This is a genomic window from Methylocella tundrae (genome assembly GCF_038024855.1).
Taxonomy (GTDB): Bacteria; Pseudomonadota; Alphaproteobacteria; order Rhizobiales; family Beijerinckiaceae; genus Methylocapsa; species Methylocapsa tundrae.
This window is the reverse complement of sequence record NZ_CP139089.1, coordinates 659,430-685,690: the sequence shown is the minus strand read 5'-3', so window position 1 is coordinate 685,690 and position 26,261 is coordinate 659,430. Positions and strand designations below refer to the sequence as shown.

The window sequence follows — 26,261 nt, the reverse complement described above, 5'->3', positions numbered from 1 at the left end:
GACCGACTATTGATCCGTCGCGGTTCCCACTGTTTCGTCGACGACATCGCCGAGGTGCTTCAGCTGATCGTCATAGGCGCGCCGGGAATTCGGATCGACGACAGCGATCGGGGCGCTGAGCGCAACGCCGGCGACGCCGCCAACCGTCTGGCCGACGCCCATGGCGAAGCCGCCGACGCGCTCGCCGAGCGTCGCCTCCGAGCCGGACAGCGTCTGGCCGGCGATCAACCTTTTGCCAATGAGTTGGACGATCTCAGGATTCTCGGCGAATTTGGAGTGATTGAGAGAGCCGGCGACCGAAAGGGCGCTGAGGTCGATCACGTCGATCCCCGATTTCTCCAGCGCCGAGTGATAGGGCTCCGCCATTGGATCGATCTGTCCCAGCCTGTCGACATCGCCGGCGAGGCGGCGCGAGACGCGCAGCGCGGCGTCATTTCGCGACGCGAATACGGTCAGGCGTGGACGCGGTTGCCCGATGTCGCGCCATTGCGTCGCAAAAACATCGACGTCGACATCCGGCGACGCAAGAATGACGTTTCGCACCTTCGCCGCCACGCGGCCGTCGCGGATCGACATTTGGCGCAACGCCTCCATGACGAGCCAGGAGCCCATGGAATGCGCCATGACGGTGATTTCGCCGACGCTCGGGTCCTTCGCGACGTTTCGTAGCATTTCTTCGAGCGCGTCGCGGGAAGCGTTCGTGCTCTCCCGGTCATAGACATATTGGAAAATATTTCCGCGCGACGGCCAGGTGAACAGGATCGGGGCGGCGTCCGCGCCGGAATCGTGCGCGATTTGCGCCAACTGATAGACGGCGTCGTCAAAATGATTGTTGAACCCGTGCACAAAGACGAGCACGCGACGGTTGCGTGGCAGATGCTGTTTCAACCAGGCTTGCGGTTGCCGGCCATCCGTGAGCGGCGTCACCTTGAGCGTCGCGAAATCGGTCTCGGGATTAGGCGGCAGGCTTGTCGGCCACTGGATTTGACCGACTCGCCGCCGGTCGTCCGGCGGAATGGAGACAGTGATGTCCGTCAGCGCAACCCTGGTTTCGCGTTCGCCCGAGAAAAGAATGCCAGGGTCCTTTGAAGGCGCCCGCGTCGTCGCGACGAGAAGATCAACCCGCGCGGCATTCGGCACGGTGGCCTCGATGGGGGCCAGCACGCCGGCCGGCCGACCGCACCCCGCTAAAACGCCGCAGACCAAAATGAGAGCTGCAAAGCGCATGGATCCCTCTGCGTCAATATCGAACTCAAGCTCTGTCATAGCTCAAAATTCTTGAGCGTCCCATAACGCTTCGCGCCAAAGCCCAACTGCGCGCTGCGTCCCCTGGCTTGGCGCTGCGTCCAAAAACCGATCGGGCGCGTCATTTCCGTCTATCGCAGCGGGCGGCGTCATGTTTTGTGTTCCGCGTCATGCGATAGCGTGAGTCGCCGCGGCGAAAATCAGGCGCCGAACCGGCCTTTGGCGATCGGGAGGGATAAGAAAGCGTGCGTGCTCGGCTGATGAAGATCGCGAAGCGGGGCGCGATGGCTCTCGCTTTGATCGCCGTGACGTTGCTCGGCGCCCGTATTTACGCCTCGCAGCGCGGGGCGCCTCTCGAGCTCTGGCACACTTACGCGCCGCACGAGCTGACGGCCGAGGCGATCGACCACGCGAGCTGGACGGATTATCTCAGCGCCGAGGATAAAATCTTCGCGGACGTCCGGCGGGAAGTGACGGATAAACTCGATGCTGACGAGCGTATCCCGGTCAATCGCTATTTCGCAGGCAGTCCCGTCTATCCGGAAGGTTTTGCGCAGGACTGGAACCGCTCCTATGAGCTGGAGCCCGAGGGCGCGCCGCTCGGCGCCGTCGTGCTGCTGCACGGACTGACGGATTCGCCCTATAGTCTGCGCCACATAGCGAGAACCTATCGCGACCATGGCTTCGTATCGGTCGCCATCCGCCTGCCGGCGCACGGCACGGTTCCGAGCGCCCTCACCGACGTCGAATGGCAGGACTGGATGGCGGCGACGCGGCTTGCGGTCAGGGAAGCGCGACGGCGGATCGGTCCGACGCTGCCGCTGCATCTCGTCGGCTTCTCGAACGGCGGGGCGCTCGCGCTGAAATATGCCCTCGACGCCATCGAGGATCCGCGCCTGACGCGCCCGGATCGCATTGTGCTTATTTCCCCGATGGTCGGCATCACGCGATTTGCGCGCTTCGCCGGATGGGCGGCGCTGCCGTCCGTGCTTCCAGCCTTTGCAAAGGCGGCGTGGCTCAGCGTGCTGCCGGAGTTCAATCCGTTCAAATACAATTCTTTTCCGGTGAATGGAGCGCGGCAATCCTATTTGCTGACGCACGTGCTGCAGCAGGAGATCACCCGCCTCGCGCGGGAAAAGCGGCTCGATCGGCTCGCGCCGCTTCTGACCTTTCAGTCGGTCGTCGATTTCACTGTCTCGACGCGCGCAATCATATCGTCGCTTTACGCGCAGCTTCCATCGAACGGAAGCGAACTCGTGCTGTTTGATCTGAACCGGAGCGCCAAATTTGGCCAACTTTTGCGGACCGCGTCGGAGACGGCCTTGTCGCGTCTCCTGCCGCAGCCGCCGCGGCTGTTCAGAACGGCGATCATCGCCAATGCGAACGCAGATAGCAGCGAGGCCGTTGAACGCGTCACCGAGGCCGGCGCGGTCAGCGAAGCCTCACGCCCGCTCGGGCTTTTCTATCCGCCCGGCGTCTATTCTCTGTCGCATGTCGCCCTGCCATTTCCGATCAGCGATTCACTTTATGGATTGCAGCCGGATCCAACAGAAAACTTCGGTCTCAACCTTGGCGCTATCGCCCCGCGCGGCGAGCGCGGGACTCTCATCATCAGCCTGGATTCAATTCTGCGTATGTCATCCAACCCCTTCTTTCCCTACATGATCGCAAGGATCGAAGAAGGCCTTCACCTGGGAGCGGCAAAAGAGCCGGTCAAGGCGGCGGCGCCGCCTTGATGCGCTGTCGCAACGCCTCCCTGGGATGTGCCGCGCCTCAGGATGAAGCGCCGCCCGCCGGGACTTCAGCCGGAGCCGGAGCCGCGGCGGCGGCGGCCGTGGCGCTGGCGAGAGCGTTGCGAAGCATCTGCTCTTTGGTTTCATCGAACGACGTCTTCAGCACGACGCCGCCATAGTCCTTGATCTGCGCGATGACCTTGTCCCCGGTCATATCCTCTATGAGCACGAACAGAGCGGCGTTGCCGGGCTGGATGCTTTCCGCGAGTTGCTTCATGAAATCATCATTGATGCCGACGTCCGTGAGCGCGCCGCCAAGAGCGCCGCCCGCGGCTCCCAAAGCCGCGCCGAGAAGCGGATTGAGGAAGAGAATCCCGACGAGGAGGCCCCAGAAGCTGCCGGAAACAGCGCCGGCGGCTGTTGTATTGACGACCTGGTGCAGCTTGATCTGGCCATCGGGGGATTTGGTGGCGATGACGGCGTCCCCGAGCTTGATCAGATATTCCTTTTGCAGCTCGAAGAGGCGCTTGCGCACTTCCTCGGCTTTCTCCTCAGTTGGATAGACAATGACGACGAGATCGGACATCGGAAATCACCCTGGATGCGCATGTGCCGGAACGGCGAGGCAACATGCGCCGCCACTTTCTTTTTTTCAAGCCGGTCGCCTTGCGCATCGAATGGGGGAATGAAACATGGACAATAATGTCGTTCGCATCGCATGCGCGTTGATCATCGCATTTCTGATCGTGGAGGCGCTTTATTTCGCCCCCGCCGTTTTTGAACCGGTCGCTTTTGCGCTCTTCGCCATCGCGCTGGTTTGGCCCCTGCAAAAGGCGCTGCAAAGGTGGATCCCGCGCGGCCTCGCGCTGATCGTAACGGTTCTTGTGACGGTGATCATCGTCGTCAAGCTCGCCTCGATCGTCGTGTGGGGCGGCGGTCTCATCGCACAATGGCTCAGCCAGAACTTCGACCGCTTTCAAAGCCTTTACGTGGCGGGAACGCAGTGGCTCGAATTGCATGATATTTTCATCGTCGCAATGGTCGCCGAGCGCTTCAATGTGATCTGGCTTTTGCGCGTCTTTCAGGAGATCGCCGTCCGCGTCAACACACTGGTGGCCTTCTCTCTTCTCGTGTTCATCTTCATGGCGATGGGTCTTCTCGAAGCCGAGGAATTCGCCCAGAATCTGCAATCGCTCGGAAATGAGACCAATGGCGCAAGGCTCCTCGCCGCCATCGCCAAAATTGCAAAAAAATTCCGCCGCTACATGCTGGTGCGCACCATAGCGAGCATTTTGACCGGGCTTGTGGTTTGGGGATTCTGTCTTGCCGTCGGCCTTGAACCGGCCGCCGCCTGGGGCGTGATCGCATTCGCGCTGAACTACATCCCCTTCATCGGGCCGCTGATCGCAACGCTGCTCCCGGCTCTGTTCGCATTCGCTCAAACCGGATCATGGGAAACGGCTCTTTTCGTCCTCGCGACGCTAAGCGTAGTCCAGTTCCTCATCGGCAGTTATTTCGAACCGCTGTTTACGGCGAAGACCCTCGCCATCTCGCCCTTTCTCGTCGTTTTTTCGGTGTTCTTCTGGGGCTTCATCTGGGGCCTGCCAGGAACCTTCATCGGCGTTCCGATCGCAATTGCGTGTCTCACCGTCTGTGAGCAATTTCCAAGCAGCCGCTGGATCGCAATCCTGCTTTCGGGGCGAGCCCCTGACGATAAGCCCGCGCCGCCCGAAACATCGATCCCCAGCCGCTAATTTGGGACGGGGCGCATAGGATTGAAATTCTACGCTCTTCGTCGCCGCGCCCCAACCTGCTTAACCTGCCCCGCCGGCCATAAGCCTTTCATGATCGTGCGGCGGCGAACGCCTTTGGGCGCCTGCGTCACAGCGACTGAGGTTTCAATCATTAGAAATCGAACCCGATGCTCGCTCGGCCTTCTCTTTTGCGCAGACTTAGCGGCGTTCGCTGGTTTCTCCCCTCCTCGGGGGCGGCGCAGACTTCCGCCCTTGGGCGGTACGCGAGCCGTCCGCGTCACAGCAAAAAAGCGTGACGCTCTGGCTTGAGTGACTTATATCGGGAGCGAGATGGCTTGTCCCGATGGCTCCCACAAGGTCAGACGTCAATGGAAGCGGCCCAACCCAAAATCACACGCGATCCAATCCTTGTCGATCTCGCGTTGCAGGGTGGCGGCGCGCATGGCGCTTTCTCCTGGGGCGTGCTCGATCGTTTGCTGGAGGAGCCGTGGCTCGAAATTGACGGCATTTCGGGAACGTCGGCCGGCGCCATGAACGCGGCGGTGCTGGTTCACGGCTATCAAAAGGGCGGCCCCGAGGGCGCACGCGAGGCGCTCGAGGCCTTCTGGCGGCGCGTCTCGGACGCGGCGCGCTTCAGCCCATTCCAGCGCGGGCCGATCGATGTGCTGCTTGGCCGCTGGACGCTGGACTCTTCGCCGATTTATGTTGCAATGGATCTGATGTCGCGGCTGTTTTCGCCCTACGATCTCAATCCGAGGGGCTCGAACCCCTTGCGTGACATTCTGGCCGATCTTATCGATTTTGAGGTGCTGGCGCAGTCGCCGATCCACCTCTTCGTCACCGCCACCAATGTTCGCACGGGCCGAGGCAAGGTCTTCAAGAATAGCGCCATTACCCCCGATGTGCTGCTCGCCTCGGCGTGTCTGCCGACCATGTTCCAGGCCGTCGAGATCGATGGCGAGGCTTATTGGGACGGCGGCTATTCCGGCAACCCTACGCTCTCCACTCTGGTGCGGGAGTGCAAATCGCACGACACCATTTTGATACCGATCAATCCGGTCGAGCGCAAAGGCGTGCCGCGCACCGCCGCGGAAATCTTGAACCGTCTCAATGAGGTGTCATTCAACGCCGTTACGCTGAAGGAGCTGCGCATGATGGCGCTGTTGCGGAAAGTCGCGGATCCGGGCGACGGCGAAGGCGCGCTTTGGGCCAGCATGCGCATTCACCTCGTCAGGAACGACATCATGACCGAGCTTGGGGCATCCTCGAAGCTCAATGCCGAATGGGCCTTTTTTTCGATGCTGCGCGATGAAGGACGAAAATCCGCCCAGAACTTTCTGGAGGCCCATGCGCTGGATCTTGGACGTCGCTCTACCTTCGACCTGGACGTTCTTCTCGAAGGAATTTAACGCATGGGACTTCTCGGCATCCTGGTCGCTCTCGGCCTCCTCATCTGGTTGGCTTATCGGGGCTGGAGCGTGCTTTTGCTCGCCCCCGCCGCCGCTGTGCTCGCGGCCGGATTGGCCGGGGAGCCGCTGCTCGCCCATTGGACGCAAACCTTCATGGGGAGCGCAGCGCGCTTCATCATGCAGTTCTTCCCGATTTTTCTTCTCGGCGCGCTGTTCGGCAAGCTTATGGAGGACAGCGGCTCGGTCACTGCGATCGCGAACTTCATGACCTTGCGGCTTGGACCACAGCGCGCCGTGCTGGCCGTCGTGCTCGCGGGCGCGCTCGTCACCTATGGCGGCGTCAGCCTCTTCGTCGCATTTTTCGTGCTGGCGCCAATGGCGCATGCGCTGTTTCGCACCGCGGCGATCCCCAAACGCTTGATGCCGGCGGCGATCGCGCTCGGCACATCCACCTTCACCATGTCGGCGCTGCCGGGAACGCCGGCGATCCAGAACGCCATTCCGATGCCGTTTTTCGGAACCACCCCCTTCGCCGCGCCGGGCCTTGGCGTTATCGCATCAGTCATCATGCTCGGCTTCGGGCTCTGGTGGCTCGGGCGCGCGGAGGCCAAGGCGCGCACCAAGGGCGAAGGCTACGGGGAGGACGCCGCCACAGGCGCCGCCGCGGAGCATGCGGCCGAGGATCTGACCGTCCGCGAGCGCGCCACGACCTCGGGCTCCTTTGATCCCGCCGAGATCAAGCATGGCGATCGGAGCGTCGGCGGGCCGCCGATCGGCTTGGCTGTTTTGCCGCTGATCATCGTGGTTGGCGTCAATTTATTGATGTCGCTATTTATCCTGCCTCGGCTCGACGCGTCCTATCTCGCCGACGAAGCCTGGGGTGGGACGTCGCTGGCCGCCGTAGGCGGCGTCTGGGCCGTCGTGACGGCGCTCTTTGCCGCGATCGTCGTGCTGATCGCCGTCAACTACCGGCGCCTGCCGACGCTGCGCGCAACCATGGACGCCGGCGCCAATGCGTCCGCCCTCCCCGTCCTCAGCGTCGCCAGCCTCGTCGGCTTCGGCTCGGTCGTGGCGGCGCTGCCGGCCTTCGCCATAGTGCGCGACTGGGTGCTCGGCATCGAGGGTGGTCCTCTGGTGTCGCTCGCGGTGGCGACGAATGTGCTTGCGTCTCTCACCGGTTCGGCCTCGGGCGGCCTCACCATCGCACTCGAGGCGCTCGGCGACGCCTATATGAAGGTCGCCGCCCAACAGGGCATCGACCCGGCGCTGATGCATCGGGTCGCGGTGATCGGCGCAGGCACGCTCGACAGCCTGCCGCATAATGGCGCGGTCGTCACGCTGCTCGCGGTCTGCGGTTCAACACACCGCGAAAGCTATTTTGACATCGTCATGGTTGCGATCGTCGGCGCCATTCTCGGGCTTGTCGCCGTGATCGCGCTGGGGACAGCGTTCGGATCCTTTTAGAGCAGGCAAAGGCGCGTTCGTGATTGCGCCAAGGCTCCATGCGAACTGAACCTCATGCCGCTGACGATCCAAGCTATCAGGGCTATGTCGGACGGCCGCGGCAGAACGCAGCCAGTTTGCAGCAGGCCATCGCCGGGGCCGATTCAGCTCCCCTTACCGGATCGCTAGGTAGATTTTTCGCCTATTCATTTTTACGGCGACGGACAGTACAATATAACGAAAAGCAGCGCTTTGGAAATCAGGCATTCTAGATCAGTATGACAATTTCTTCATTGGGAAAATCAGACAGTTCTGACAAAATAGGTTATTCATAATCGGTCATAGCGCTGTTTGCTTCTCAAGCTTATTTGGATTGCGGGATGAAAAACTCGTTTGATCTGAGAGAGCATGACACTTATCTCAACATTGTCGATGTTGCGGAGCGTTTGTTCGCCGGAGTCGGATTTCAAAAAACGACCGTCGCCGACATCGCGCATGAACTACATATGTCGCCTGCCAACGTCTATCGCTTTTTCTCATCAAAGGCCGAGATCAATGAGGCGGTCGGACGCCGCCTTCTGAGCGAAATCGAGACGACGGTCGGCGATATCGTCAGCCAATCAGAGTCGGCCCGTCAAAGACTGCGCGAAATCGTGATCGCGATCAGAGAGGCCTTTGCACAGCGCTTGCGCTCCAATCGAAAGCTGTTCGAACTTGTCGAAACGGCATTCAATGAGAACTGGCCAATTGTGCATGAACATGTGGAGAAACTGGACAAATCGCTGGGCGAAGTCATAGCCCAGGGCGCGAGAGAGGGGGAGTTCCATGTCAGCGATCCCGAACTCGCGGCGATGCTCGTGCGCAGCGCCTGCCTGCAATTTTGCCATCCGCGGCTCATGCTCGAACGCGAGCAGGAGCCGGAGCCGACCGTCGATCAGATGATTGATTTTTGTCTCGCAGCGCTTGGCTGAGCGGGGACGCCGATGGGTCCACAGGCGGCAATCGGAGGCGATTACCGCGCCCATGGCGGCGTCTCGCATATATTAAGGCGGAGCCAGCTTGGCGTCAGTCCGGTCGAAGGGCAACTGCATGGTTCCTGGCGGCTTAAATCGGCCGAAATGCAAGGCTAGCGTTGGCAGAACGAGAAGGTTCAGCGCCGAGGAGCTGAAAAGGCCGCCCAGAATGACCAGCGCCATCGGACCCTGGATCTCGCGGCCCGGCTCGCCCATGCCGGCTGCGAGCGGCAGCAAGCCAAGAGCGGTGACGAGAGATGTCAGCACGATCGGCGTCAGCCTGTCCCCGGCTCCCTTGACGGCCGCTTGCGGCCCCCATCGCATGCCGTCCACGCTCACCAGATGCTCGTAGTGCGAAATCATCATGATGGAGTTGCGCAGGGAGATGCCGAAGAGCGCGACGAAGCCCACCATCGACCCGATGGTCAGTATGGCGCCGGTGAAATAGATCACGACCACCCCGCCGACGAGCGCGAACGGAATATTGACGAGGATGAGAACGAGATTGCGCCAGTTCCTGGTGATGAGCGACAGGAGAAGAAGGACGCCCGCGAAGGCCATGAGAGAATGCACGACCAAATCGCGGCGCGCGTGCGCCTGCGCCTCGGCGGAGCCCGCGAACTCCACATAGACGCCCGGCGGCAACCGGACTTTCGCCGACACCGCTTTCTGCGCCTCGGCGACGTAGGAGACAACGTCGCCGCCAACGACATCGGCGGTCACGGTCTGAAGGCGGTGGGCGCCGAAGTGATCCACCTGATATCGGCCGGTGGTCTGGCTCACATCGGCGATCTGACCCAAAGGAACGTAGGCTCCGCTGCGCGTCCGCAGAGGAAGATCCGCGATCTTGGCCACGCTGTTGCGGCTTTCAGCGTCGAGCAGCGTTATGACGTTGAAGGCGCGATGCCCTTCGTACGCCTGCCCGACGACGTCGCCCTGATAAGCGGTCCGTACGATATCGAGCACATCGACGGCATCGAGGCCCCACCTGACGAGATCTTCGTCACGCAGCCTGATGGTGAGCTGCGGCGTCGCGGCGGGCGTTCGCAGGCGCACGTCCCTCGCGCCGCGCACGCTCGCCATAACGGCGGCGACGTTCTTCGCCACGCCGTCGAGCTCGTCGAGGTCGTTCCCATAAATGTTGGCCGCGACCGCCGCGGTATAGCCCGAGAGCGTCTCCTCGACGCGTTCGGTCAGGAACGGCTTCAAAGAGAAGTTGAGGCCGGGAAAGCCCTGAAGCGCCGTTCTTATGTCGGCGTCCGCTTTGCTCAATTCGGCGCCCGACAGCCCGGCTCGCAGGTCGACTTCGATCTCGCTGTAATTAGGTCCCCAGGTGTCGTCGGCTGATTCGGCCCGGCCGACGCGCTGCGAAATCGACCGGACTGCCGGCACGTTAACGAGAGCTGAGGTGACGAGGAGGCCGAGGCGTTCGGATTCCGCGATCGACGTGCCTGGGACGGCCGACATATGCAATGTATAGTGACCCTCCTTGAATTCGGGAAGGAACGCGCTGCCGAAGAAGGGCAGCAGCGCGGCGCCGCCGAGCGTGAGGGCGGCGGTGGTCAGCATCACCGCGGTCGGCCGTTTTGCGATTCTGCCGAGAAGGCGCTCGTAAGGCTCGCGCATCCATCGAACCAGAGGGGGCGCATGCCGCGATGCTTCGTCCGCGCCGCCGCGTCCCGTGAGAAGCATCATGCAGAGCGCCGGCGTGACGGTGAGCGCGATGATCAGGGAGGCGAGCAGCGCGAGAATGTAAGCAAGGCCGAGAGGGGCGAAGAAGCGGCCGGCGATCCCTGGCAGGGTGAGCACGGGGATGAAAACAAGCAGCACGATGAAGGTCGCGTAGACGACGGCGCTGCGCACTTCCAGCGAAGCGTCGAGGACGACGCTCGCGGCGGGTCTTGGCCGCGCCGCGTGCCGATTCTCGCGCAGACGCCGCACGATGTTTTCCACGTCGATGACGGCGTCGTCAACGACTTCGCCAATCGCAATCGCGAGGCCGCCGAGGGTCATCGTATTCAGCGTTATACCAAGGCTGTTCAGCACGATGACGGCGGCCAAAAGCGACAATGGGATTGCGATGCAAGAGATCGCCGCGGTCCTGATGTCGAACAGAAAGAGAAAAAGCACGACGATCACGAAGACGCCGCCGAGCAAAAGCGCGTCGCGCACGCTCTTCGTCGCGACGTCGATAAAGGTCGCAGGACGGAAAAGGGTCGCGTCGAGATCTATGCCCTGAGCCTCCAGCGCGGGCCTTAGCGTCGCAAGCGTCTCCTCCACGCGCTTCGTGACGTCCAGCGTGTTCGTCCCGAACTGCGCCGAGATGACGAAAACGACACCCGGCCGGCCCATGATCGTCGCCGCGCCGATCGCGGGCTCCGGCGCATCAGCGACGGTCGCAACGTCTGACAGGACGACGCTTGCGGCGCCACTGGTCGTAACGACGGTGCGTCCGACCTCCGCCGGCGTCACCGCCTGTCCCTCGCTGCGAAAGATGATGCGCTGGTTGGGCGTATCGAGAAAGCCCGCGCCGCGGACCGCGGTGGCCTTGCGCGAGGCCGCGACGACATCTTCGAGCCCGACCCCATAGCGCACGAGATCGCCGGGATGGACCTGCACCTGTATCGACCGGACCTCGCCGCCGAAGACAGCAACCTTGGACACTCCCGGCACGGCGAGGAGCCGGAGGCGCACGGTCCAGTCCGCCACTGTCCGTATATCCATGAGACTTTTCGTCTTCGATGTCAGGCCGGCCACAAGGACCGTGCTGCTCGACGAGGTGAGCGGCGTCAGGACGGGAGGCTTCACGCCGGCCGGAAGCTGCTGCGTCGCGTAAGCGAGGCGCTCGGCGACGACCTGGCGGTCGAGATAGATATTGCTGCCCGGATCAAAGGTCACGTTGACGACGGATAGCCCCTGGCTCGACGAGGAGCGCAGCATCTGAATTCCGGAAACCCCGCTGATTGCGTTCTCCAGCGGTTGCGTGACCAGAACTTCAATCTCCTCCGCGGCGAGGCCCGGCGCCTCCGTCTGGATGCCGACCTGAGGTGGAGCAAATTCAGGAAAGACGTCGTATTTCGCCTGGGTGACCGAAAGAGCGCCATATCCGAGAAGCAGAAAGCTCAGGGCGACGACGATCCGGCGAAACCTGATCGCCGCCCCAATGATCGCGGCCTGGAATCCGGTGCGCGGTCGTTCGAAGACGCCGTCTGCGGTCAATTGCTGTCCTCGTCGGATGGAATCTGTGATTTCGATTCCTCCGACAGCAGCGTTTGCGCGCCGGCGACGACAATCAGCTTGTCATGCTGCAGGCTTGTCGCCGGCAACACATAACCGCCGTCTGCGGTCGGGGCCGCCTCTTCGCCGATCGCGCGGCGCTCAAACCTGTCCGACCCGGCCCGGACATAGATCCAGGCCTTTCCCGCCTGCCAGATAACCGCTGAGGGGGGTATGCCGACGCCGGGTTTGGCGGCGCCGTTCGGCAAATACGCGAGCACGCTCATTCCAGCCAGGGCGCCGGGCGCCATGGGTATCTTATAGAGATAGCTGACGTTCGGGACCTTGGGATCGGCCCGCGCGGCCTCGGAGACGAAGTCCGCTTCGGCGGTCGATCCGCCGCCCAGCGTCACGCTGATCCGGGCCGGAGCCGCGATCGTCGCGCCAGGCGGCAGCGACAGCTGAATCAAAGCCGACTTGCGAAGCACAAGCCCTTCCGCCAGAGGCGATCTCGCGACAATGGCCTGGCCGAGGATCAGTCCCCATTCCTGGATCGCGGTGTTTCTAACAGCCTCTCCCTCCGCCTGCACGGCCTCGAACGCGGCGGCGTCGATTTTGTAGGTGGCCTCGGCCGATTCGGCCTGCGCGACGGCTGTCGGAAATACCTTAAGCAGATTTTGCGCACGCTCGCTCGCGGTCCTCGATGCCGACAGTTTGACCTGCGCCGACTTAAGCTGCGCCGATGCGGCGAGGGAGGCGTTGTAAAGGCTCGTCAGCCGGTCCAGCGGCAGAATCGAGCCATAGGCGCGCGTCTGACCCTGATAGGCGATCTCCTTTGGAGCCGCCGTTTCGATCCCGCCCTTCTCCTGGCCGCCGGAATCCAGCTTCACGACCGCCGCTTCGCTTCCCGGCGAAGACGATTGCGCCACCGCCTTCGGCGCGTCGTCAGCGTCGCTGGAGCCGGCAGGCTCTGACGGCTGGAAGTTTGATACCAAAAACACGCCGGCGGTCAGGACGGCGGCCGTCACGGCCACGCCGCGCACAGCCCGGAGAACGGCGCGCCCGAAGATCGACCTCGTCCCAGATGACATTTTCCTTTTTCCCGGGAATTTTTCCCGGCTGACTTTGCGCCGAATTGCGTTTCTTTTGCAAGCCGCCGGCCGACGATGCCGCGAGAACTCTACTTCCCCTGCCGGAGCCTTCCCCGACGCGGCGGGCGACCGGCCTAGCGAGAAGTGGCTTGAAACAGCCCGAGCACGTCAGCCGGCGGCGGCTCCGGGCCGATCGAAATCCGCGGCATGCCGGCGCCGATCAGCGTGGCCAGCGCGACCTGCCCGTCGAGCAGGGCCTGCTGCAGGCCAATCTTCTCCTGCTCACGCGTCAGTTGCGCCACCTCGATGTCGACATAGGCGCGTTCGTCGAACGACCCCTGCTTGAACGCCGCCTCGGTCTTTTCGGCGATGAGGCGAGCCTCTTTCAGGCGCGGCTCAATGGCGGCCAACTGGCGGGCGAGCAGCGACTGTTCCGACAGAAGGGCGCCGATTTCCCCCTCCGCAGCGGTCAATCGCGCATTGAACTCGCGATTGAGCTGCTCGCGGGTCGCTTGCTCCAGGGCGATGGCCCCCTCGTTGCGATTGAAGACCGGTAGTTCAAACGACGCCTCCGGACCGAACGAATAGATGGAGCTGCTGTCCCGGCCGCTGACCAGTCCGATCGCGACGTTGGGGAATTGCGAGAGGATCGCCTGACGAAGCTTCGCATCCTCCGACCTGTAGCCATATTGCAGGGCGATGAGATCCGGCCGGCGGTCGGGGAGACTCGCCATGTCCGCGCGGATTCGCTGCGCGTCGACGCGCGGGGTCTCGCTCGCGCCGGCAAGAAGCAGTGGCGCGTCGGGCGCGAGACCAAGAAGCGCATTGAGCTGATGCCGGCGATTGAGCTGCAGCCGTTCAAGATCGTCGTAGCTCTTCTCGACGTCGCCGACCGCCACAAGATCGGGCGACAGCGCCGCCAGCGTCGCATTGCCCTGCTTGATCGCCGCCTTCGTGAGGTCGAACCGTTCCTGGAGGAACTTGCGACTGCGCTGGAGCGCCTTCTCGGCCCGCTCGCCTGAAACAATGTCGACAAAAAGAAGCCGCGCCTTGCCGAGGGTCTGCCATTCCTGCCAAAGCAGCGAGGCGTTGATCGCGGAGGCGGCGTTGTCGGCAATTTCGCGCCGCGTCGGACGCAGGAGGATCGATTTGAGGTCCTGCGCAACACCCACGCTGAACGCGTCCGATCCGTTGGGGCCGGCCATATAGAATGGATAGGAGAGTGCAATCTGCGGGTTGGGCAGCAGCTCGGCCTCGATGACCTGGGCTGTCGCGACGCCGAGCTTCGCCCGCGCCGCGCGAAGTTCCGGATTGTTGCCAAGCACCATCCGATCGAGGTCGGCAAGCGTGATAGGCCTGTTGTTTGCCCCTACGAGGTCCGAGACGTGTGAGGCGAGGTTCGGCGCCCGGTCAAGAGGCGCGGACCGGTAGGATGCGCAGCCCGCTAGCGTCATGAAGGCGGCGACGAGAGCCAGCCCCGGTACGCGCTTTTCCATCATGCGAACGCCAGTCGAAATATCTTGCGTGAGAAGGGTGCATTGAGGACCTAGCATGAACAGGCGAGGCCATGACGGTTTGTTCCCGCTGTGACAAAGAGATCGTCGTTTTGTGATGCTTATCTGCCACGATTCAGGATTTGCTCTGCAAATGGCGGCAATCCATTTGCATTTGCGAGCAGCCTGTCTCGTTCCCGGCGACAGCGCCGAGCCGGGACGCTTTTGCGCGATCCGAGGGATCAGGGGTGGCGCAGAACGCCATAATCCTCGAGAATTTTAGCGATTTTCCTCAGACTCCGAACATCGAGCTTGGGGTCGACGGATTCTTGACCCGCCAGCAGGATGGCTGACCTTCGTCCGAGAGATCGCTGTCGTGGCCGACTTCGCGCCTAGAATGTTTGCTGGGCGGTTGCCGTAGCGATGAGGCTAAGGAATCAAATGCGCTAACCATTTGATTTGCTTGGTGAGCGCGATGGGATTCGAACCCATGACCCTCTGATTAAAAGTCAGATGCTCTACCAACTGAGCTACGCGCTCTCCTAAGGGAGCGTGCGTCAAGTAACCTTATCGGCCCGCACCGTCAATAGAACGCGCATGCGCGGACCGTTTGCCGATCGTCCGGACGTCAGGATTCGGCAAAATGCGCAAAAATCGAGAGCGCGGCGAATGCCGCCGCCGCGATGACGGTCGTCCATAGAGCTTTGACGAGCAGGCGCGGCGCAACAGGAGCGCCCGGATCCGTGCCTTTGGTCACATCGCCGGCTTCCCTCTGCGATTTAACGCCAAAGGGAAGCACCGCGAAGAGAACGATGAACCAGGTCACGAAAAAAATAGCCAAAGACATCGGCGTCGAAAAAGGCATCTTCGTCCCCATTCAAGTTGAATGGCGCTCGGTCCCCGCGCGAAAAGAAACCCGGGGCGACCGCCCACGAAAAGCGCCGTCGCGCGCCGGCTTATATAGAGCGCGGTATGCGCAGAAGCCAAATCCCGCCTGCGTTGTTGCCATTTGAACACGCGCCGCGACAAAATAGGCGGCTTGCCGGCTCCGATCGCGTCATCGCATTGCCAGCCTCGCGGCAGGATCAGATTATGGCGGCAATGCAGCGCCCGCCGCTGGTTCACCGCAATTCAACCCATCTTCAAGGATCGTCAAACATGCGCCGTCGCGTTTTGGCAGTGGTCAGCGCCGCTGCCGGGCTTACGCTCGCCACCTTCTCTCCGGCTGCAAAAGCCTATGAATATCAACAACCGCCTCAGGCTCCTGGCCAAGGCTCATTCACCCAGGATCCGGGAGAACTCTCCGGCCGGCCGCAGGCAGCCGCGCCGCCGCGCGAACTCGTGCCTTATGCGGGCCGCTATGCGCCGGGAACGATCATCATCTCCAATGAGGAGCGGCGCCTTTATTATATTCTGCCGGGCAATCAAGCGATCCGATATGGCGTCGGAGTCGGCCGTCCCGGCTTCTCCTGGACGGGAACCAGGACCGTCGCGATGAAACGCGAATGGCCGTCGTGGAAACCGCCGGCGCAGATGCTGCGTCGCCGTCCGGACTTGCCGAAATTCATGGAGGGAGGCCCGGCCAATCCGCTCGGCGCGCGCGCCATGTATCTCGGTGGCACCCTTTATCGAATCCACGGATCAAATGAACCGCATACGATCGGACAGGCGGTTTCATCGGGCTGCATTCGCATGACGAATGAGGACGTCGTCGACCTTTACGAACGCGTGAAGGTCGGGACTCGCGTCGTCGTTCAATAAATATCTTTATCGGAAAAGTGATTCGTTCCTCGACGGACGCCGTCGAGCCTGAGAATCTGTTCGTCCGGTCGATTCGGCCGCCCGGGCGATCGGCAAAGGAGCGCCCAAATTGCCTCAAGCCTGGCCGGGTTTGTCGCGATCGAGCCCTTTGGATTTCAGTTCCGCCTCATACTTCGCCCATTTTTGGTCAAAGCCGGCGCCAAGGTCGTAAAGATAGTCCCATGTGAAGATGCCTGTCGTGTGCAGGTCGTCGAAACTGAGCCGCACGGCGTAGGCGCCGACCGGTTCGACGCCAATGATGACGCAGTTGCGTTTGCCGCCGACGGTCACGCGATCCTCCTCGCGGTGGCCCTGAACTTCCGCGCTCAGGCTCATGACGCGTAAATATTCCGCTGCCAACGCATATTCTCCGCCGTCGTCGAACTTGATATGGAGCACCCGGCCGTTTTCCTTCAGGCGCAATTCACTTGGCCAGTGAGTCGCATTTCTCATTTCGCCGCCTGTTCTTTTGAAACTTTTTTCATGCAATCAACGTTTCTGTGTATTGCTGATCTTCACGCTTTCGCATAGGCATACGCTCCGGCATGTCAATAATAAGCAAATTTTCCCAAGCTGACGCACAGCGTGCTCCGATAGCGTCTCCGCTTGTTGATCCGTTCGGCCGAACCATTAGCTACGTCCGCGTTTCGGTGACGGACCGCTGCGACATGCGCTGCGTCTATTGCATGTCGGAAGACATGAATTTCCTGCCGAAGCGCGACGTCCTAACGCTCGAAGAACTGGATCGCCTGTGCACGGCCTTCATCAATCGAGGCGTGAGCCGATTGCGCATCACCGGCGGCGAGCCGCTGGTTCGGCGCGGCATTCTCAGTTTTTTCACCTCACTCTCGCGTCACCTCGAATCCGGCTTGCTGCGCGAACTGACGCTGACCACGAATGGCTCGCAGTTGGCGGCTCATGCGGCTGATCTCGCAGCGCTCGGCGTGCGGCGGCTGAACCTTTCGATGGATACGCTCGATGCGCAAAAATTCCGGACGATCACGCGCTGGGGCGATCTGTCGCAGGTAATGCGGGGGGTCGACGCGGCCCAGACGGCCGGCATCGCGCTCAAGATCAATATGGTCGTGCTGAAAGGCGTCAATGACGCCGAGATTCCGGCCATGCTCGAATGGGCGCACGGCCGAGGGATGGATCTGACCTTGATTGAAGTCATGCCGCTTGGCAGCATTGAAGCCGAACGCGTCGATCAATTCCTGCCGCTGACCATTGTCGAGCAGCAATTGTCGCAGCGCTACACCTTGCAGCCGATTGATTACAAGACCGGCGGCCCCGCCCGCTATCTCCGCGTGACCGAGACCGGCGGTCGTCTGGGGCTTATAACGCCTCACACGCATAATTTTTGCGAAGGTTGCAATCGCGTCCGCGTAACTTGCACGGGGACGCTGTACATGTGCCTTGGCCAGGAAGACGCGGCCGATTTGCGCGCGCCGCTGAGAGCCTCTCAATCCGATGACCTCTTGAACGAGACCATTGAAGCCGCTATAGCGCGCAAGCCCAAAGGGCATGATTTCATCGTCGATCGTAAAGGCGCGAAGCCTGCGGTGACGCGACACATGAGCGTCACCGGCGGCTAGCGCGAGCCGGCTCATTTCGTTGAGAAGCGAGCCGTTGCCTCAATCTCGACGCGGTATCGACGAGTCAGGCCCAGGCGGTTTTTCGCCTCCTTGAGTGGGCGTCAGGCCGCGCCGGTTTCGGCCTCCGCCTCCCTTCGCACAAAATCGAGAAGCAACGACAGCCGCTCCAGCCGGGCCGTCTTCGCAAGCGTAAAGAGTTCAGACGCCATTTGGGCAAGATATTCAGCGGTTTCGCTCTTATTTGCGTCGACCGCATTGTCAAAGGCAAACTCGCCCATAATGGCGTTCGTCTTACGTGTCATTCTTTGGTCGCTGCCCTGTTTGTCCATTGCGCTAACCCCTCTCTTGGGACTGTGGCCGCTGATCAGCGGCGATAACGTACTGTACATAACGCACAGAGAAGCGCAACACAAAATGTACAATTAACAGTAATTTTACAAATAGCGCTGCGTGAAAGAACAATCGCATTTACCCGCGCCTCGGGGGACGGCGTGATTGGCCGATCGCGGGACGATCTCCGGCCCCGATCGGACCAGATCACCTGGAACGGCGCGGCGCTCTTTCCAGCAAGTTCCATTCGCCGGCGCGGATATTGCCAAAAACCTTGCAGGCCCATTCGATCTGAACATTCAAGATCGGGGCGGCGTTGTGGCTGACGAGATCGAAACGATCCTTGCTGACCCTTCGAATTGTCTTGAGATAACGCCTGCCATCGGTCAGACGCACGGCGGCTTCCCAACCATCGGCCTCGGTGCGGGTCTGCGCCACTTTCCAGCAGATAACGATGTCGCCTGGGTCATAGCGCGGCCACATGCTGTCGCCGACGATCTCGAAGGCGACGGCGCCGTCCGGGACAGGATAAGGAATTTCGATCTCGGCGAAGCCTTCCGGCGGCTCCTGCTCAAAATCGGCGTCGATGACCGCCCCGGCGCCAATGCGGCCGACCAGCCGCACAATATTTTTGGGTTCCGGCGCCGCTTCGGCATCGCCCTCCCCCGTCAAAAGCCAGGCGGCGCTCGTCTTGAATGCGCGCGCGTAGCGTTCAGCGATCGCAAGCCGCAGGCCGCGCTCGCCGTTCTCATGGCTGCGGTAGGTATTCTCGTTCCAGCCGAAGGCGCGCGCCGCATCCGTCGCATTCTCAAAGCCCGCATTACGCCGGGCGATCGCCAATCGATCGTGAGGTTCTTCCATGCCTCACATATAACAAAACGTGTTGTACCTTACTACCGTAATACACGATTTGAGGTCCGCCCGGATCCAAAACCCTTGAATCTGCCCGGTTTCACGCAAGCCTCGTCAACGATTCTCTATTCGATGACGATTTTGGGCGCGGCGCGCATAGTCCCCTTCTCGAGCCTGGCCTTAATCTGGCTCGCGATGTCTCGGTAGACCTTGGCGTGAGGGCCCTCCGGGTCGGTCGCCACGACCGGGCGCCCCGAATCGGAATGCTCGCGAATGTCCATATGCAGCGGCACTTCGCCGAGAAACGGCGCGCCGTCGCGCTCCGCCTCGCGCCTCGCGCCGCCATGATTGAAAATGTCGGACCGTCCGCCACAATGAGGGCAGATGAAATAGCTCATGTTTTCGACGATGCCGAGGACGGGCACCTCGACCTTGTTGAACATGGCGATGCCGCGCCGGGCGTCGATCAAGGCGAGATCCTGCGGCGTCGATACGATGACGGCGCCGGCAAGCGGCACGTTCTGCGCAAGGGTCAGTTGCGCGTCTCCCGTGCCGGGCGGCATGTCGACGACAAGGCAGTCAAGTTCGCCCCATGCGACGTCGCGCAGCAACTGCTGGATGGCGCCCATGACCATCGGCCCGCGCCAGATCATCGCATCGTCCTCCGCAACGAGAAAGCCGATCGACATCGCCTTGACGCCATAGGCCTCGAGCGGGGTCATGACGCGCCCTTCGGAATGGGGCCTGCCGCTGAGGCCGAGCAGGCGCGGCAGGGACGGCCCGTAAATGTCGGCGTCAAGGATGCCGATGCGCCAGCCGAGAGCGGCGAGACTTAGCGCCAGATTGACGGCGGTCGTTGATTTGCCAACGCCCCCTTTGCCGGAGGCGATCGCGATAATGTTGGCGACGCCAGGGATGCCGATTGTGCGCGCGGCCGGCGCCTTGGCGGGGCCAGGCGGCGCTTTCGGCGGCGCGCGGTCGGCGGTGAGGCTGACGAGCGCGCTGCTGACGCCGCTTATTTTTCTGAGCGCGATTTCGGCGGCCGCGCGCATCGGCTCCATCGCAGCCGCGCGCGCCGGATCGATCGCAATCGAGACATAAACCTTGCCGTCCCGGATCGAGACGCCGGAGACCGCCCCCGATTCCGGCAAAGGAGTCCTGCCATCGGGTCCCGGCACAGCCCGCAGCGCCGTCAGTACGTCTTGCTCGCTGGCCATTCCGTTCTTTCTCCGTCAATCCACGCCGACTGAAGGATCGGCGCCCATTCGAAGTTTGCTATAGGCGATTGACCGGTCTCATTCAATCACGGCGCGACGCCGGTTAAAGAGGCTTGTCCTGCCCTTGTTTTGGACACGCCAAGTGAGTTCTATATAGTCCCGCCTGATGCGGCCGCGAGCCTCAAGAAGCGCGCCGCTGAGCCTTATCACTTCCATTCCAAGGAGAACGCCCCTGCCCGCGCGCGATCCCTTTCGCCTTGATCCTGGCCGATCCTCCGCATATTCGCGCCTGCTCCAGACAATCGCGGCCGTCGCCCTGCTTGTCTTCCTGGCGCCGTCCGGCCCAAAAGCGCAGGAGCAGGTCTGGACGGAGATCAAAATCGCCAGCGAGGGGGCGAGGCCTCCCTATAATTATCTTGACGCCAACAATGAACTCGCCGGATTCGAAATCGATCTCGGACGCGATCTCTGCGCGCGCATGAAGGTGACCTGCCGCTTCGTGACGCAGGACTGGGACGGGCTCATTCCGGGGCTCCTCAACCATCAATATGATGCGATCATGGCCGCGCTCGAAATCACCGACGAGGGGCGTGAGAAGATCAGCTTTACAAGGCCTTATATTCGCATGCCTTCAGCCTTCATGGCGTCCAGGCAGAGCAGCATCACGAATACGACGCCGGATGGCCTCGCCGGCAAAACGATCGGCGTCGAATCGGGCGGCGCTCATGAGAGCTATCTCGATGAGGTCTACAAGCGATCCGACATCCGCCCCTATGCGACCCTCGAGGAAGCCATTCTCGACCTCGCAGAGGGCCGTCTCGATCTCGTCATCGGCGATAAGGACGCCCTTGTCGATTTCCTGAAAAGCCGCAAAGAAGGGCAATGTTGCAGGCTGATCGCCGACGCTCCGCATGATCCGGCCTTTTTTGGCGACGGCATCGGCATCGGCCTGCGCAAACAGGACGTCAATCTGAAAGCGATGTTCGAGAAGGCGCTCGACGAGAGCATGGCCGACGGCTCCTTCGCGCGGATTCGGGAAAAGTACTTCGACTACAAGATCAACTGACCACCGATCCGTGAATGAAAAGCGCGGCGCGGCGCTTGAGACGAAGCCGCAAAAAGGGCTAGATCGTTGCAGGATCGAAACCTCGGGCCGGCTTACGTCCCGCGCGGCAAAGGATGGATGGCAATGGCGAACATCGGGTTCCTTGGTCTTGGCGTCATGGGCTATCCGATGGCCGGGCATCTTCAAAGGAAAGGCCACGCGGTCACCGTCTATAACCGCACGGCCGCCCGCGCTCAGAAATGGGTCGCGGAATTCGGCGGCGCGGATGCGGCGACGCCCAGGGCCGCCGCGGAGGAACAGGAATTTGTTTTCGCCTGCGTCGGAAATGACGATGATCTGCGCAGCGTCGCGCTTGGCGAGAACGGCGCCTTCGCCGGCCTTGCGCGAGGCGCGGTCTTCGTCGATCACACCACCGCTTCGGCGGCGGTGGCGCGCGAACTCCACGCAATCGCCAAGCTGAATGGCAACGGCTTCATCGACGCGCCGGTGTCGGGCGGCCAGGCCGGCGCCGAGAATGGCGCGCTCTCCGTAATGTGCGGCGGCGACCCCGACATTTATACGCGCGTTGAACCGGTCATTTCCGCCTACGCCAAGGCTTCGCGGCTGATGGGACCGTCAGGCTCCGGCCAGCTGACCAAGATGGTCAATCAGATCTGCATTGCCGGACTTGTCGAGGGCCTCGCCGAAGGTCTTCACTTTGCGAAACGCGCCGGACTCGACGCAACCGCCGTCATCGAGGTGATTTCCAAGGGCGCGGCGCAGTCCTGGCAAATGGAGAACCGCTCCAAAACGATGATCGAGGGCAAATTCGATTTCGGCTTCGCCGTTGACTGGATGAGAAAGGACCTGGCGATCTGTCTTGAAGAGGCGCGCCGCAATGGCGCCAGCCTGCCGGCGGCGGCGCTGATCGACCAGTTCTATGCGGAAGTGCAGACCATGGGCGGTTCGCGGTGGGACACGTCGAGCCTCATCGCGCGCCTCGAACGGTCGCGATGAACGAGCCGCCAACGCAACTTTAGACAACAGAGCGCGTTTGCTTCCGGCAATTCAAATTTGCGAGGCGGCCTATGCATATTCTCTACATCATCCTTATTGGATTTGTGGCCGGCCTGATCGCCCGTTTCCTGGCGCCTGGGCCTTACAATCCATCTGGCTTTATCATGACGGTGGTGCTCGGCATTATCGGCGCTTTCGTCGCGACATGGCTCGGGCAGACAATCGGCTGGTACAGGCTCGATCAAGGCGCGGGACTGATCGGCGCGACCATCGGCGCGGTCATCGTGCTTTTCATCTGGCATGTCATCAAGCGCAACACGGATTCGGTTGGCCCGGCAGGAGGCCGACGTTGGCTCTAGAATCCTGGAGCCAGCAGCGGCCTTCGGATGTTGAAAAACCCCGTCTGACTCGTGCGAATCGGACGGGGTTGGCGATGTCTGGCGTCTGTTCGTTCCTGGCGCGAGCGCGTTCCGCCTAGTCGAAAACGAAGCTCATTAAATCCCCGCGTACCAGTCGTAGCCGCGATCTTCCCAATAGCCGCCCTTGCCAAGCCCGATCCCGGCAAAGCTTTCGACAAGTTCGATGCGCATGATGTATTTCGCCATCTTATAGCCGAGTTGACGTTCGACGCGAAGACGCAGCGGCGCGCCATGCGCAACGGGGAGAACACGGTCGTTCATGTCATAGGCGAGGATCGTCTGCGGGTGGCGCGCGTCGACGAGATCGATGGTCTCGTAGTAGTGCGTGGACGGGTCATCGAGGGCGGCGCCTGTTTGCGGCGGCTGTTCATCTGGATCAGTTTCCTGATCGCTCTCGGCCTCGTTCGGGTTGCTCGCGGCCTCGTCGGCGCCAAGCCGGTCCGCGCAATAAAACACGACATAGCGCGCCTGCGGCTTGACCCGAACCTCATCAAGCAGGGTCGATAATAAAACGCCCTTCCATTTGCCGATGCAACTCCAGCCTTCGACGCAATCATGCCGCGTGATTTGCGTGCGCGACGGAAGCGCGCGAAGCTCATCTAGCGAATAATCGCGCGCCTTTTCCACAAGACCCCCGACGTTCAGCTTCCATGAGGTGAACTGATCGCGGACGAGTTCGCGATAGGACGGCGCCTTCGGATCGATCGATCCGTTGGCCCTGAAGTTCCTGGAAATCTCTGTTGCGGCAAACTCCGGCGCAAGACGATCGGCGCCAATCAACAGGCGTTGCGCCTTGTAGCTCAACTCATTGACGCCATCAAAAACGTCTTGCGCCTGATCCGTTTCACTGATGCGATCACATCCGGCGAGCGCAACGCCAGCCGCGCCGATAAGGAATCCACGGCGATCCAGCCGGAAAAACCGTTTCATCGATCCTCCCCTTCGACGGCGTATCGTCCGGTGATCATCGAACGCAAATTATTGAGCGGCCCGGTCACGATCACCATCGCAAGATGGATGATGACGAAAGCAACCAAACCGAACGCCAGAATGAAATGGACTGTGCGCGCGCTCTGCCGGCCGCCGAACAACGCGGGCAGCCACGGCGCCGCGGCGTCCATCCCCGGCGACATGGCAAGGCCTGCGAGCACTATGACGGGCAGCACGAGAAACAGAATGACGGCGTAGGCCAATTTTTGCAGGGGATTGTAGCGCAGCGCCTCCTCGCCCTTGCTGAAGCGCAGCCGCGCATGCTCGATGATGCTTTTCGGGATGGCCCGAAGATCGCGCCATCCTGGCGCGACGTCTTTGCGAAAATGTCCGCTTGCGAGTCCATAGATGAGCGCGAGAACGCCATTGGCGACGAGCAGCCAGGCGAAAGTAAAATGCCAGCGCCGGCCGGTCGCGAGGTCCTGATAGGAAGGAAGCGTGAGCGCTGGCGGAAAGGCGCGCTCGAGAGGTTCTTCCTGCCCCTTGAAAAGACCCAGAAGTCCCGTCGTGTCGAATGTGCGGCCAAGGATTGTCGTCTCACCGCGCGTAGCGTCTTCATTGGAGGCGATCTGTAAAATCGGATGATCGAATCTCGACTTGCTTCCGAGATAGAGCGCTGGATGTGCATTGAAGATCTGAAGGCCGCTCATGAACAAAATGCTCAGACAGAGCACATTGATCCAATGCGTCAGGCGAATGAAAACGCTATGGCGGTAGACAATGCGCCGCTTCCGGGCGGCGCGCCGAACCTGCGTCAGAGAAGCGTCTGTCATGGTTTCGTTCGGTGTTGGCGATGCCCATATGAATACGCCCGAAGACGCCAGAAAGGTTACGTCTCTCGAAAAAAAGATTTTCTTTCCCGGAATTTCTGAAACAAATATCTAGACCGGGGCGCAAGGCTCCGGCTTATCGGGAGGTAGAGCCAATGCGAAATCTCATGTTTCTCGTGACTGCGACTTGTTTTCTTGGCGCCCAGGCTGTGACAGCGGCGCCAATTCCGGCCGCTGGCGTGACGACTATCTCCAGCGACGAGGGCCTCATCGTCAAAACCGCATATCACAAGCATAAGAACATGAAAAAGGTTCATAAGGCGCAAGGAAAGGGGTCAAAGTAATTTAGCTTTGCGCCCGGACCTTAAGGTCATCCTGCCAAACACAAAATAGTTTCAAAGGTCGGGGGCGGACGGCAAAGACCGCCCCCGGATCAAGAGCCGCCGCCGAGGTTTTGCTTTTGCGGATCCTGCGCCATTCGGCTCGGCGATGGGCGCCCGTCTCCCGCGGCCTCGTCCGCAGCCGGCGTCAAGAAAACCTGCGACAGCGCGCGATAAATGCTCTCGGGACAGACCAGTTTCGACGTCGTATTGGCGATGAGCGCAGTGGCCATCAATGGAATGATCATGGCGTGGTTTTGCGTCATCTCCGCCACGATGACGAATGATGTGATCGGCGTTTGCACAACGCCTGTCAGATAGGCGACCATTCCCAACAGCGCCAGAGCGCCTATCGGAACGGATTGGAACAGAATATGAAGGTCAGCGCCAAGGCCGGCGCCGACCGCGAGCGAGGGCGCAAAAAGCCCGCCTGGAATGCCGCTGATCGAGGAGAACAGCGTGCTCAGCAGTTTGAGCGCGCCGAACGAGGCGGGAAGCGTCGCCGTCGCATGCACGATGGAGCGGGCCTCGGCATAGCCCGTGCCGTAAACCGTATCGGCCGAGGCGAAGCCGCAGAGGGCGACGCAAAATCCGCACGCCATTGCAAAAGCGATCGGGCGGCGTTTGGTGAAGGCCCTTGGAAGGCCGGTTGAAAATGCGATGACAATGCGGCTGAATAGGCCGCCTGCGAGGCCGCCAGCGATCCCGCAAAGAGGCACGATCAGCCAGCTTCGTCCGAGCGGCAGAGTTTCCGCGGTTGAGCCAAAATAGGCGTAATCGCCCATGATCGCGAGCGACGTGATGCCCGCGGCGATGACGCAACCGATGATCAGTCCGCTCGTCCGGGCCTCGAAAGACTGGCTCAGTTCCTCAATGCCGAAAACAATTCCGGCGAGCGGCGTATTGAAAGCCGCGGCGATGCCCGCCGCGCCTCCTGCGAGCAGGAGCCCGACCTGATAGCCGGCTGGCGCCCAACGCCCAAACGCCGCCATGATCGACGCCCCGACCTGAACCGTCGGACCTTCGCGTCCGATCGACGCCCCGCCGGCGAGGCCGAGTATCATGACGATCACCTTGCCCGCCGCGATCTTCAATGAAACGAGAGCGCTGCGGTCCTCGGAATCATGCAACTCTGTCGCGGCGATGACCTGCGGAATGCCGCTGCCTTGCGAATTGGGAAATACCTTTCGGGCCAGAAAAGCGCAGAACCCAAAGATGCTTGGCGTGACGATGAAGGCGGCATAGGGCGTAAGCTCAAGGATGCGATGAAAAATCATTTGCGCTGGTTCGGCCAGCGCGGCCATCAACATCGCCGCGCCACCGACACAGAGGCCGCCCATCAAGAAAAGTGTTCGATGCATCAAACGCTTGAAAGCGGTTTGCGAGCGTCCAATGGAAGGGATCGGGCGGTTGGATGTTGGCATCGGCAGCCTGGTCTATCTCGATTTC

General features: G+C 61.5%; 23 protein-coding genes and 1 tRNA gene. 10 read left to right on the top strand and 14 right to left on the bottom strand.

All coding sequences use genetic code 11. The annotated features are described in order from the left end of the window. Positions 1–6 precede the first annotated feature (6 nt). Positions 7–1,266 carry an alpha/beta hydrolase gene (locus SIN04_RS05690; protein ID WP_423135997.1) on the bottom strand — a complete coding sequence of 420 codons (1,260 nt, stop codon included), beginning with the start codon at positions 1,264–1,266 and terminating at the stop codon, positions 7–9. A 224-nt stretch (positions 1,267–1,490) separates the two neighbouring features. Between SIN04_RS05690 and SIN04_RS05685 the strand changes: the two genes are divergently transcribed. Next, positions 1,491–2,981 (top strand): alpha/beta hydrolase, encoded by a 1,491-nt coding sequence (locus SIN04_RS05685; protein ID WP_423135996.1) that lies wholly within the window; start codon positions 1,491–1,493, stop codon positions 2,979–2,981. A 37-nt stretch (positions 2,982–3,018) separates the two neighbouring features. On the opposite strand, the gene SIN04_RS05680 is transcribed toward SIN04_RS05685, so the two are convergent. Further along, positions 3,019–3,564 (bottom strand): DUF1269 domain-containing protein, encoded by a 546-nt coding sequence (locus tag SIN04_RS05680; protein ID WP_134487101.1) that lies wholly within the window; start codon positions 3,562–3,564, stop codon positions 3,019–3,021. A 106-nt stretch (positions 3,565–3,670) separates the two neighbouring features. Here SIN04_RS05680 and SIN04_RS05675 point away from each other — a divergent pair, with 106 nt between their 5' ends. The 4 genes from SIN04_RS05675 to SIN04_RS05660 all read left to right on the top strand — a co-directional run bounded on the left by SIN04_RS05675 (position 3,671) and on the right by SIN04_RS05660 (position 8,555). Then, positions 3,671–4,732, top strand: a complete 1,062-nt coding sequence (locus SIN04_RS05675; protein ID WP_134487098.1) for an AI-2E family transporter — start codon at positions 3,671–3,673, stop codon at positions 4,730–4,732. Between the two features lie 368 nt (positions 4,733–5,100). Continuing rightward, the gene (locus SIN04_RS05670) at positions 5,101–6,141 is read left to right on the top strand and encodes a patatin-like phospholipase family protein (protein ID WP_134487095.1); all 1,041 of its coding nucleotides are present in this window, start codon (positions 5,101–5,103) and stop codon (positions 6,139–6,141) included. A 3-nt stretch (positions 6,142–6,144) separates the two neighbouring features. Beyond that, entirely contained in the window at positions 6,145–7,605 is a 1,461-nt protein-coding gene (locus SIN04_RS05665; RefSeq protein ID WP_134487092.1) for a GntP family permease, read from the top strand. A 359-nt stretch (positions 7,606–7,964) separates the two neighbouring features. Next, complete coding sequence (locus SIN04_RS05660; protein ID WP_134487089.1) at positions 7,965–8,555, top strand: TetR/AcrR family transcriptional regulator; 591 nt, start codon at positions 7,965–7,967, stop codon at positions 8,553–8,555. Between the two features lie 72 nt (positions 8,556–8,627). Here SIN04_RS05660 and SIN04_RS05655 read toward each other — a convergent pair whose 3' ends face one another. The 5 genes from SIN04_RS05655 to SIN04_RS05635 form a co-directional block, all read right to left on the bottom strand. Then, complete coding sequence (locus SIN04_RS05655; RefSeq protein WP_341264283.1) at positions 8,628–11,816, bottom strand: efflux RND transporter permease subunit; 3,189 nt, start codon at positions 11,814–11,816, stop codon at positions 8,628–8,630. After that, complete coding sequence (locus SIN04_RS05650; RefSeq protein ID WP_341264282.1) at positions 11,813–12,904, bottom strand: hypothetical protein; 1,092 nt, start codon at positions 12,902–12,904, stop codon at positions 11,813–11,815. Before SIN04_RS05650 ends, SIN04_RS05655 begins: the two co-directional genes overlap by 4 nt. A 134-nt stretch (positions 12,905–13,038) precedes the next feature. Beyond that, the gene (locus tag SIN04_RS05645) at positions 13,039–14,403 is read right to left on the bottom strand and encodes a TolC family protein (RefSeq protein ID WP_341264281.1); all 1,365 of its coding nucleotides are present in this window, start codon (positions 14,401–14,403) and stop codon (positions 13,039–13,041) included. Between the two features lie 458 nt (positions 14,404–14,861). Continuing rightward, positions 14,862–14,937, bottom strand: a tRNA-Lys gene (locus SIN04_RS05640). A gap of 88 nt (positions 14,938–15,025) precedes the next feature. After that, entirely contained in the window at positions 15,026–15,262 is a 237-nt protein-coding gene (locus SIN04_RS05635; protein WP_341264280.1) for a DUF1467 family protein, read from the bottom strand. Between the two features lie 293 nt (positions 15,263–15,555). On the opposite strand from SIN04_RS05635, the gene SIN04_RS05630 reads away from it, so the two are divergent. Next, positions 15,556–16,158, top strand: a complete 603-nt coding sequence (locus SIN04_RS05630) for a L,D-transpeptidase (protein WP_134487071.1) — start codon at positions 15,556–15,558, stop codon at positions 16,156–16,158. A 114-nt stretch (positions 16,159–16,272) separates the two neighbouring features. Here the strand turns inward: SIN04_RS05630 and SIN04_RS05625 are convergent, their stop codons facing one another. Then, complete coding sequence (locus SIN04_RS05625) at positions 16,273–16,650, bottom strand: gamma-butyrobetaine hydroxylase-like domain-containing protein (RefSeq protein WP_134487068.1); 378 nt, start codon at positions 16,648–16,650, stop codon at positions 16,273–16,275. A 92-nt stretch (positions 16,651–16,742) separates the two neighbouring features. On the opposite strand from SIN04_RS05625, the gene moaA reads away from it, so the two are divergent. Next, on the top strand, positions 16,743–17,792 hold the full coding sequence (gene moaA, locus SIN04_RS05620; RefSeq protein ID WP_134487065.1) for a GTP 3',8-cyclase MoaA: 1,050 nt from the start codon (positions 16,743–16,745) through the stop codon (positions 17,790–17,792). Between the two features lie 101 nt (positions 17,793–17,893). Here moaA and SIN04_RS05615 read toward each other — a convergent pair whose 3' ends face one another. The 3 genes from SIN04_RS05615 to apbC all read right to left on the bottom strand — a co-directional run bounded on the left by SIN04_RS05615 (position 17,894) and on the right by apbC (position 20,191). Beyond that, entirely contained in the window at positions 17,894–18,094 is a 201-nt protein-coding gene (locus SIN04_RS05615; RefSeq protein ID WP_134487063.1) for a hypothetical protein, read from the bottom strand. Positions 18,095–18,329: 235 nt separating this feature from the next. Further along, positions 18,330–18,983: an XRE family transcriptional regulator gene (locus SIN04_RS05610; RefSeq protein WP_341264279.1), complete on the bottom strand. Its 654-nt coding sequence runs from the start codon at positions 18,981–18,983 to the stop codon at positions 18,330–18,332. A gap of 116 nt (positions 18,984–19,099) precedes the next feature. Continuing rightward, entirely contained in the window at positions 19,100–20,191 is a 1,092-nt protein-coding gene (gene apbC, locus SIN04_RS05605; RefSeq protein ID WP_341264278.1) for an iron-sulfur cluster carrier protein ApbC, read from the bottom strand. 166 nt (positions 20,192–20,357) lie between these two features. On the opposite strand from apbC, the gene SIN04_RS05600 reads away from it, so the two are divergent. The 3 genes from SIN04_RS05600 to SIN04_RS05590 all read left to right on the top strand — a co-directional run bounded on the left by SIN04_RS05600 (position 20,358) and on the right by SIN04_RS05590 (position 22,612). Further along, positions 20,358–21,257 (top strand): transporter substrate-binding domain-containing protein, encoded by a 900-nt coding sequence (locus tag SIN04_RS05600; RefSeq protein ID WP_134487057.1) that lies wholly within the window; start codon positions 20,358–20,360, stop codon positions 21,255–21,257. A 123-nt stretch (positions 21,258–21,380) separates the two neighbouring features. Then, positions 21,381–22,253, top strand: coding sequence for an NAD(P)-dependent oxidoreductase (locus SIN04_RS05595; protein ID WP_134487054.1), 873 nt, complete (start codon positions 21,381–21,383; stop codon positions 22,251–22,253). 71 nt (positions 22,254–22,324) lie between these two features. Beyond that, the gene (locus tag SIN04_RS05590; RefSeq protein ID WP_134487051.1) at positions 22,325–22,612 is read left to right on the top strand and encodes a GlsB/YeaQ/YmgE family stress response membrane protein; all 288 of its coding nucleotides are present in this window, start codon (positions 22,325–22,327) and stop codon (positions 22,610–22,612) included. Between the two features lie 135 nt (positions 22,613–22,747). Here the strand turns inward: SIN04_RS05590 and SIN04_RS05585 are convergent, their stop codons facing one another. The 3 genes from SIN04_RS05585 to SIN04_RS05575 form a co-directional block, all read right to left on the bottom strand. Further along, the gene (locus SIN04_RS05585; RefSeq protein WP_134487049.1) at positions 22,748–23,602 is read right to left on the bottom strand and encodes a molybdopterin-dependent oxidoreductase; all 855 of its coding nucleotides are present in this window, start codon (positions 23,600–23,602) and stop codon (positions 22,748–22,750) included. Continuing rightward, positions 23,599–24,435 carry a cytochrome b/b6 domain-containing protein gene (locus SIN04_RS05580; protein ID WP_134487046.1) on the bottom strand — a complete coding sequence of 279 codons (837 nt, stop codon included), beginning with the start codon at positions 24,433–24,435 and terminating at the stop codon, positions 23,599–23,601. The genes SIN04_RS05585 and SIN04_RS05580 overlap by 4 nt, the downstream gene beginning before the upstream one ends. Before the next feature lie 430 nt (positions 24,436–24,865). Beyond that, positions 24,866–26,242, bottom strand: coding sequence for a chloride channel protein (locus tag SIN04_RS05575; RefSeq protein WP_423136014.1), 1,377 nt, complete (start codon positions 26,240–26,242; stop codon positions 24,866–24,868). Positions 26,243–26,261: the final 19 nt, after the last annotated feature.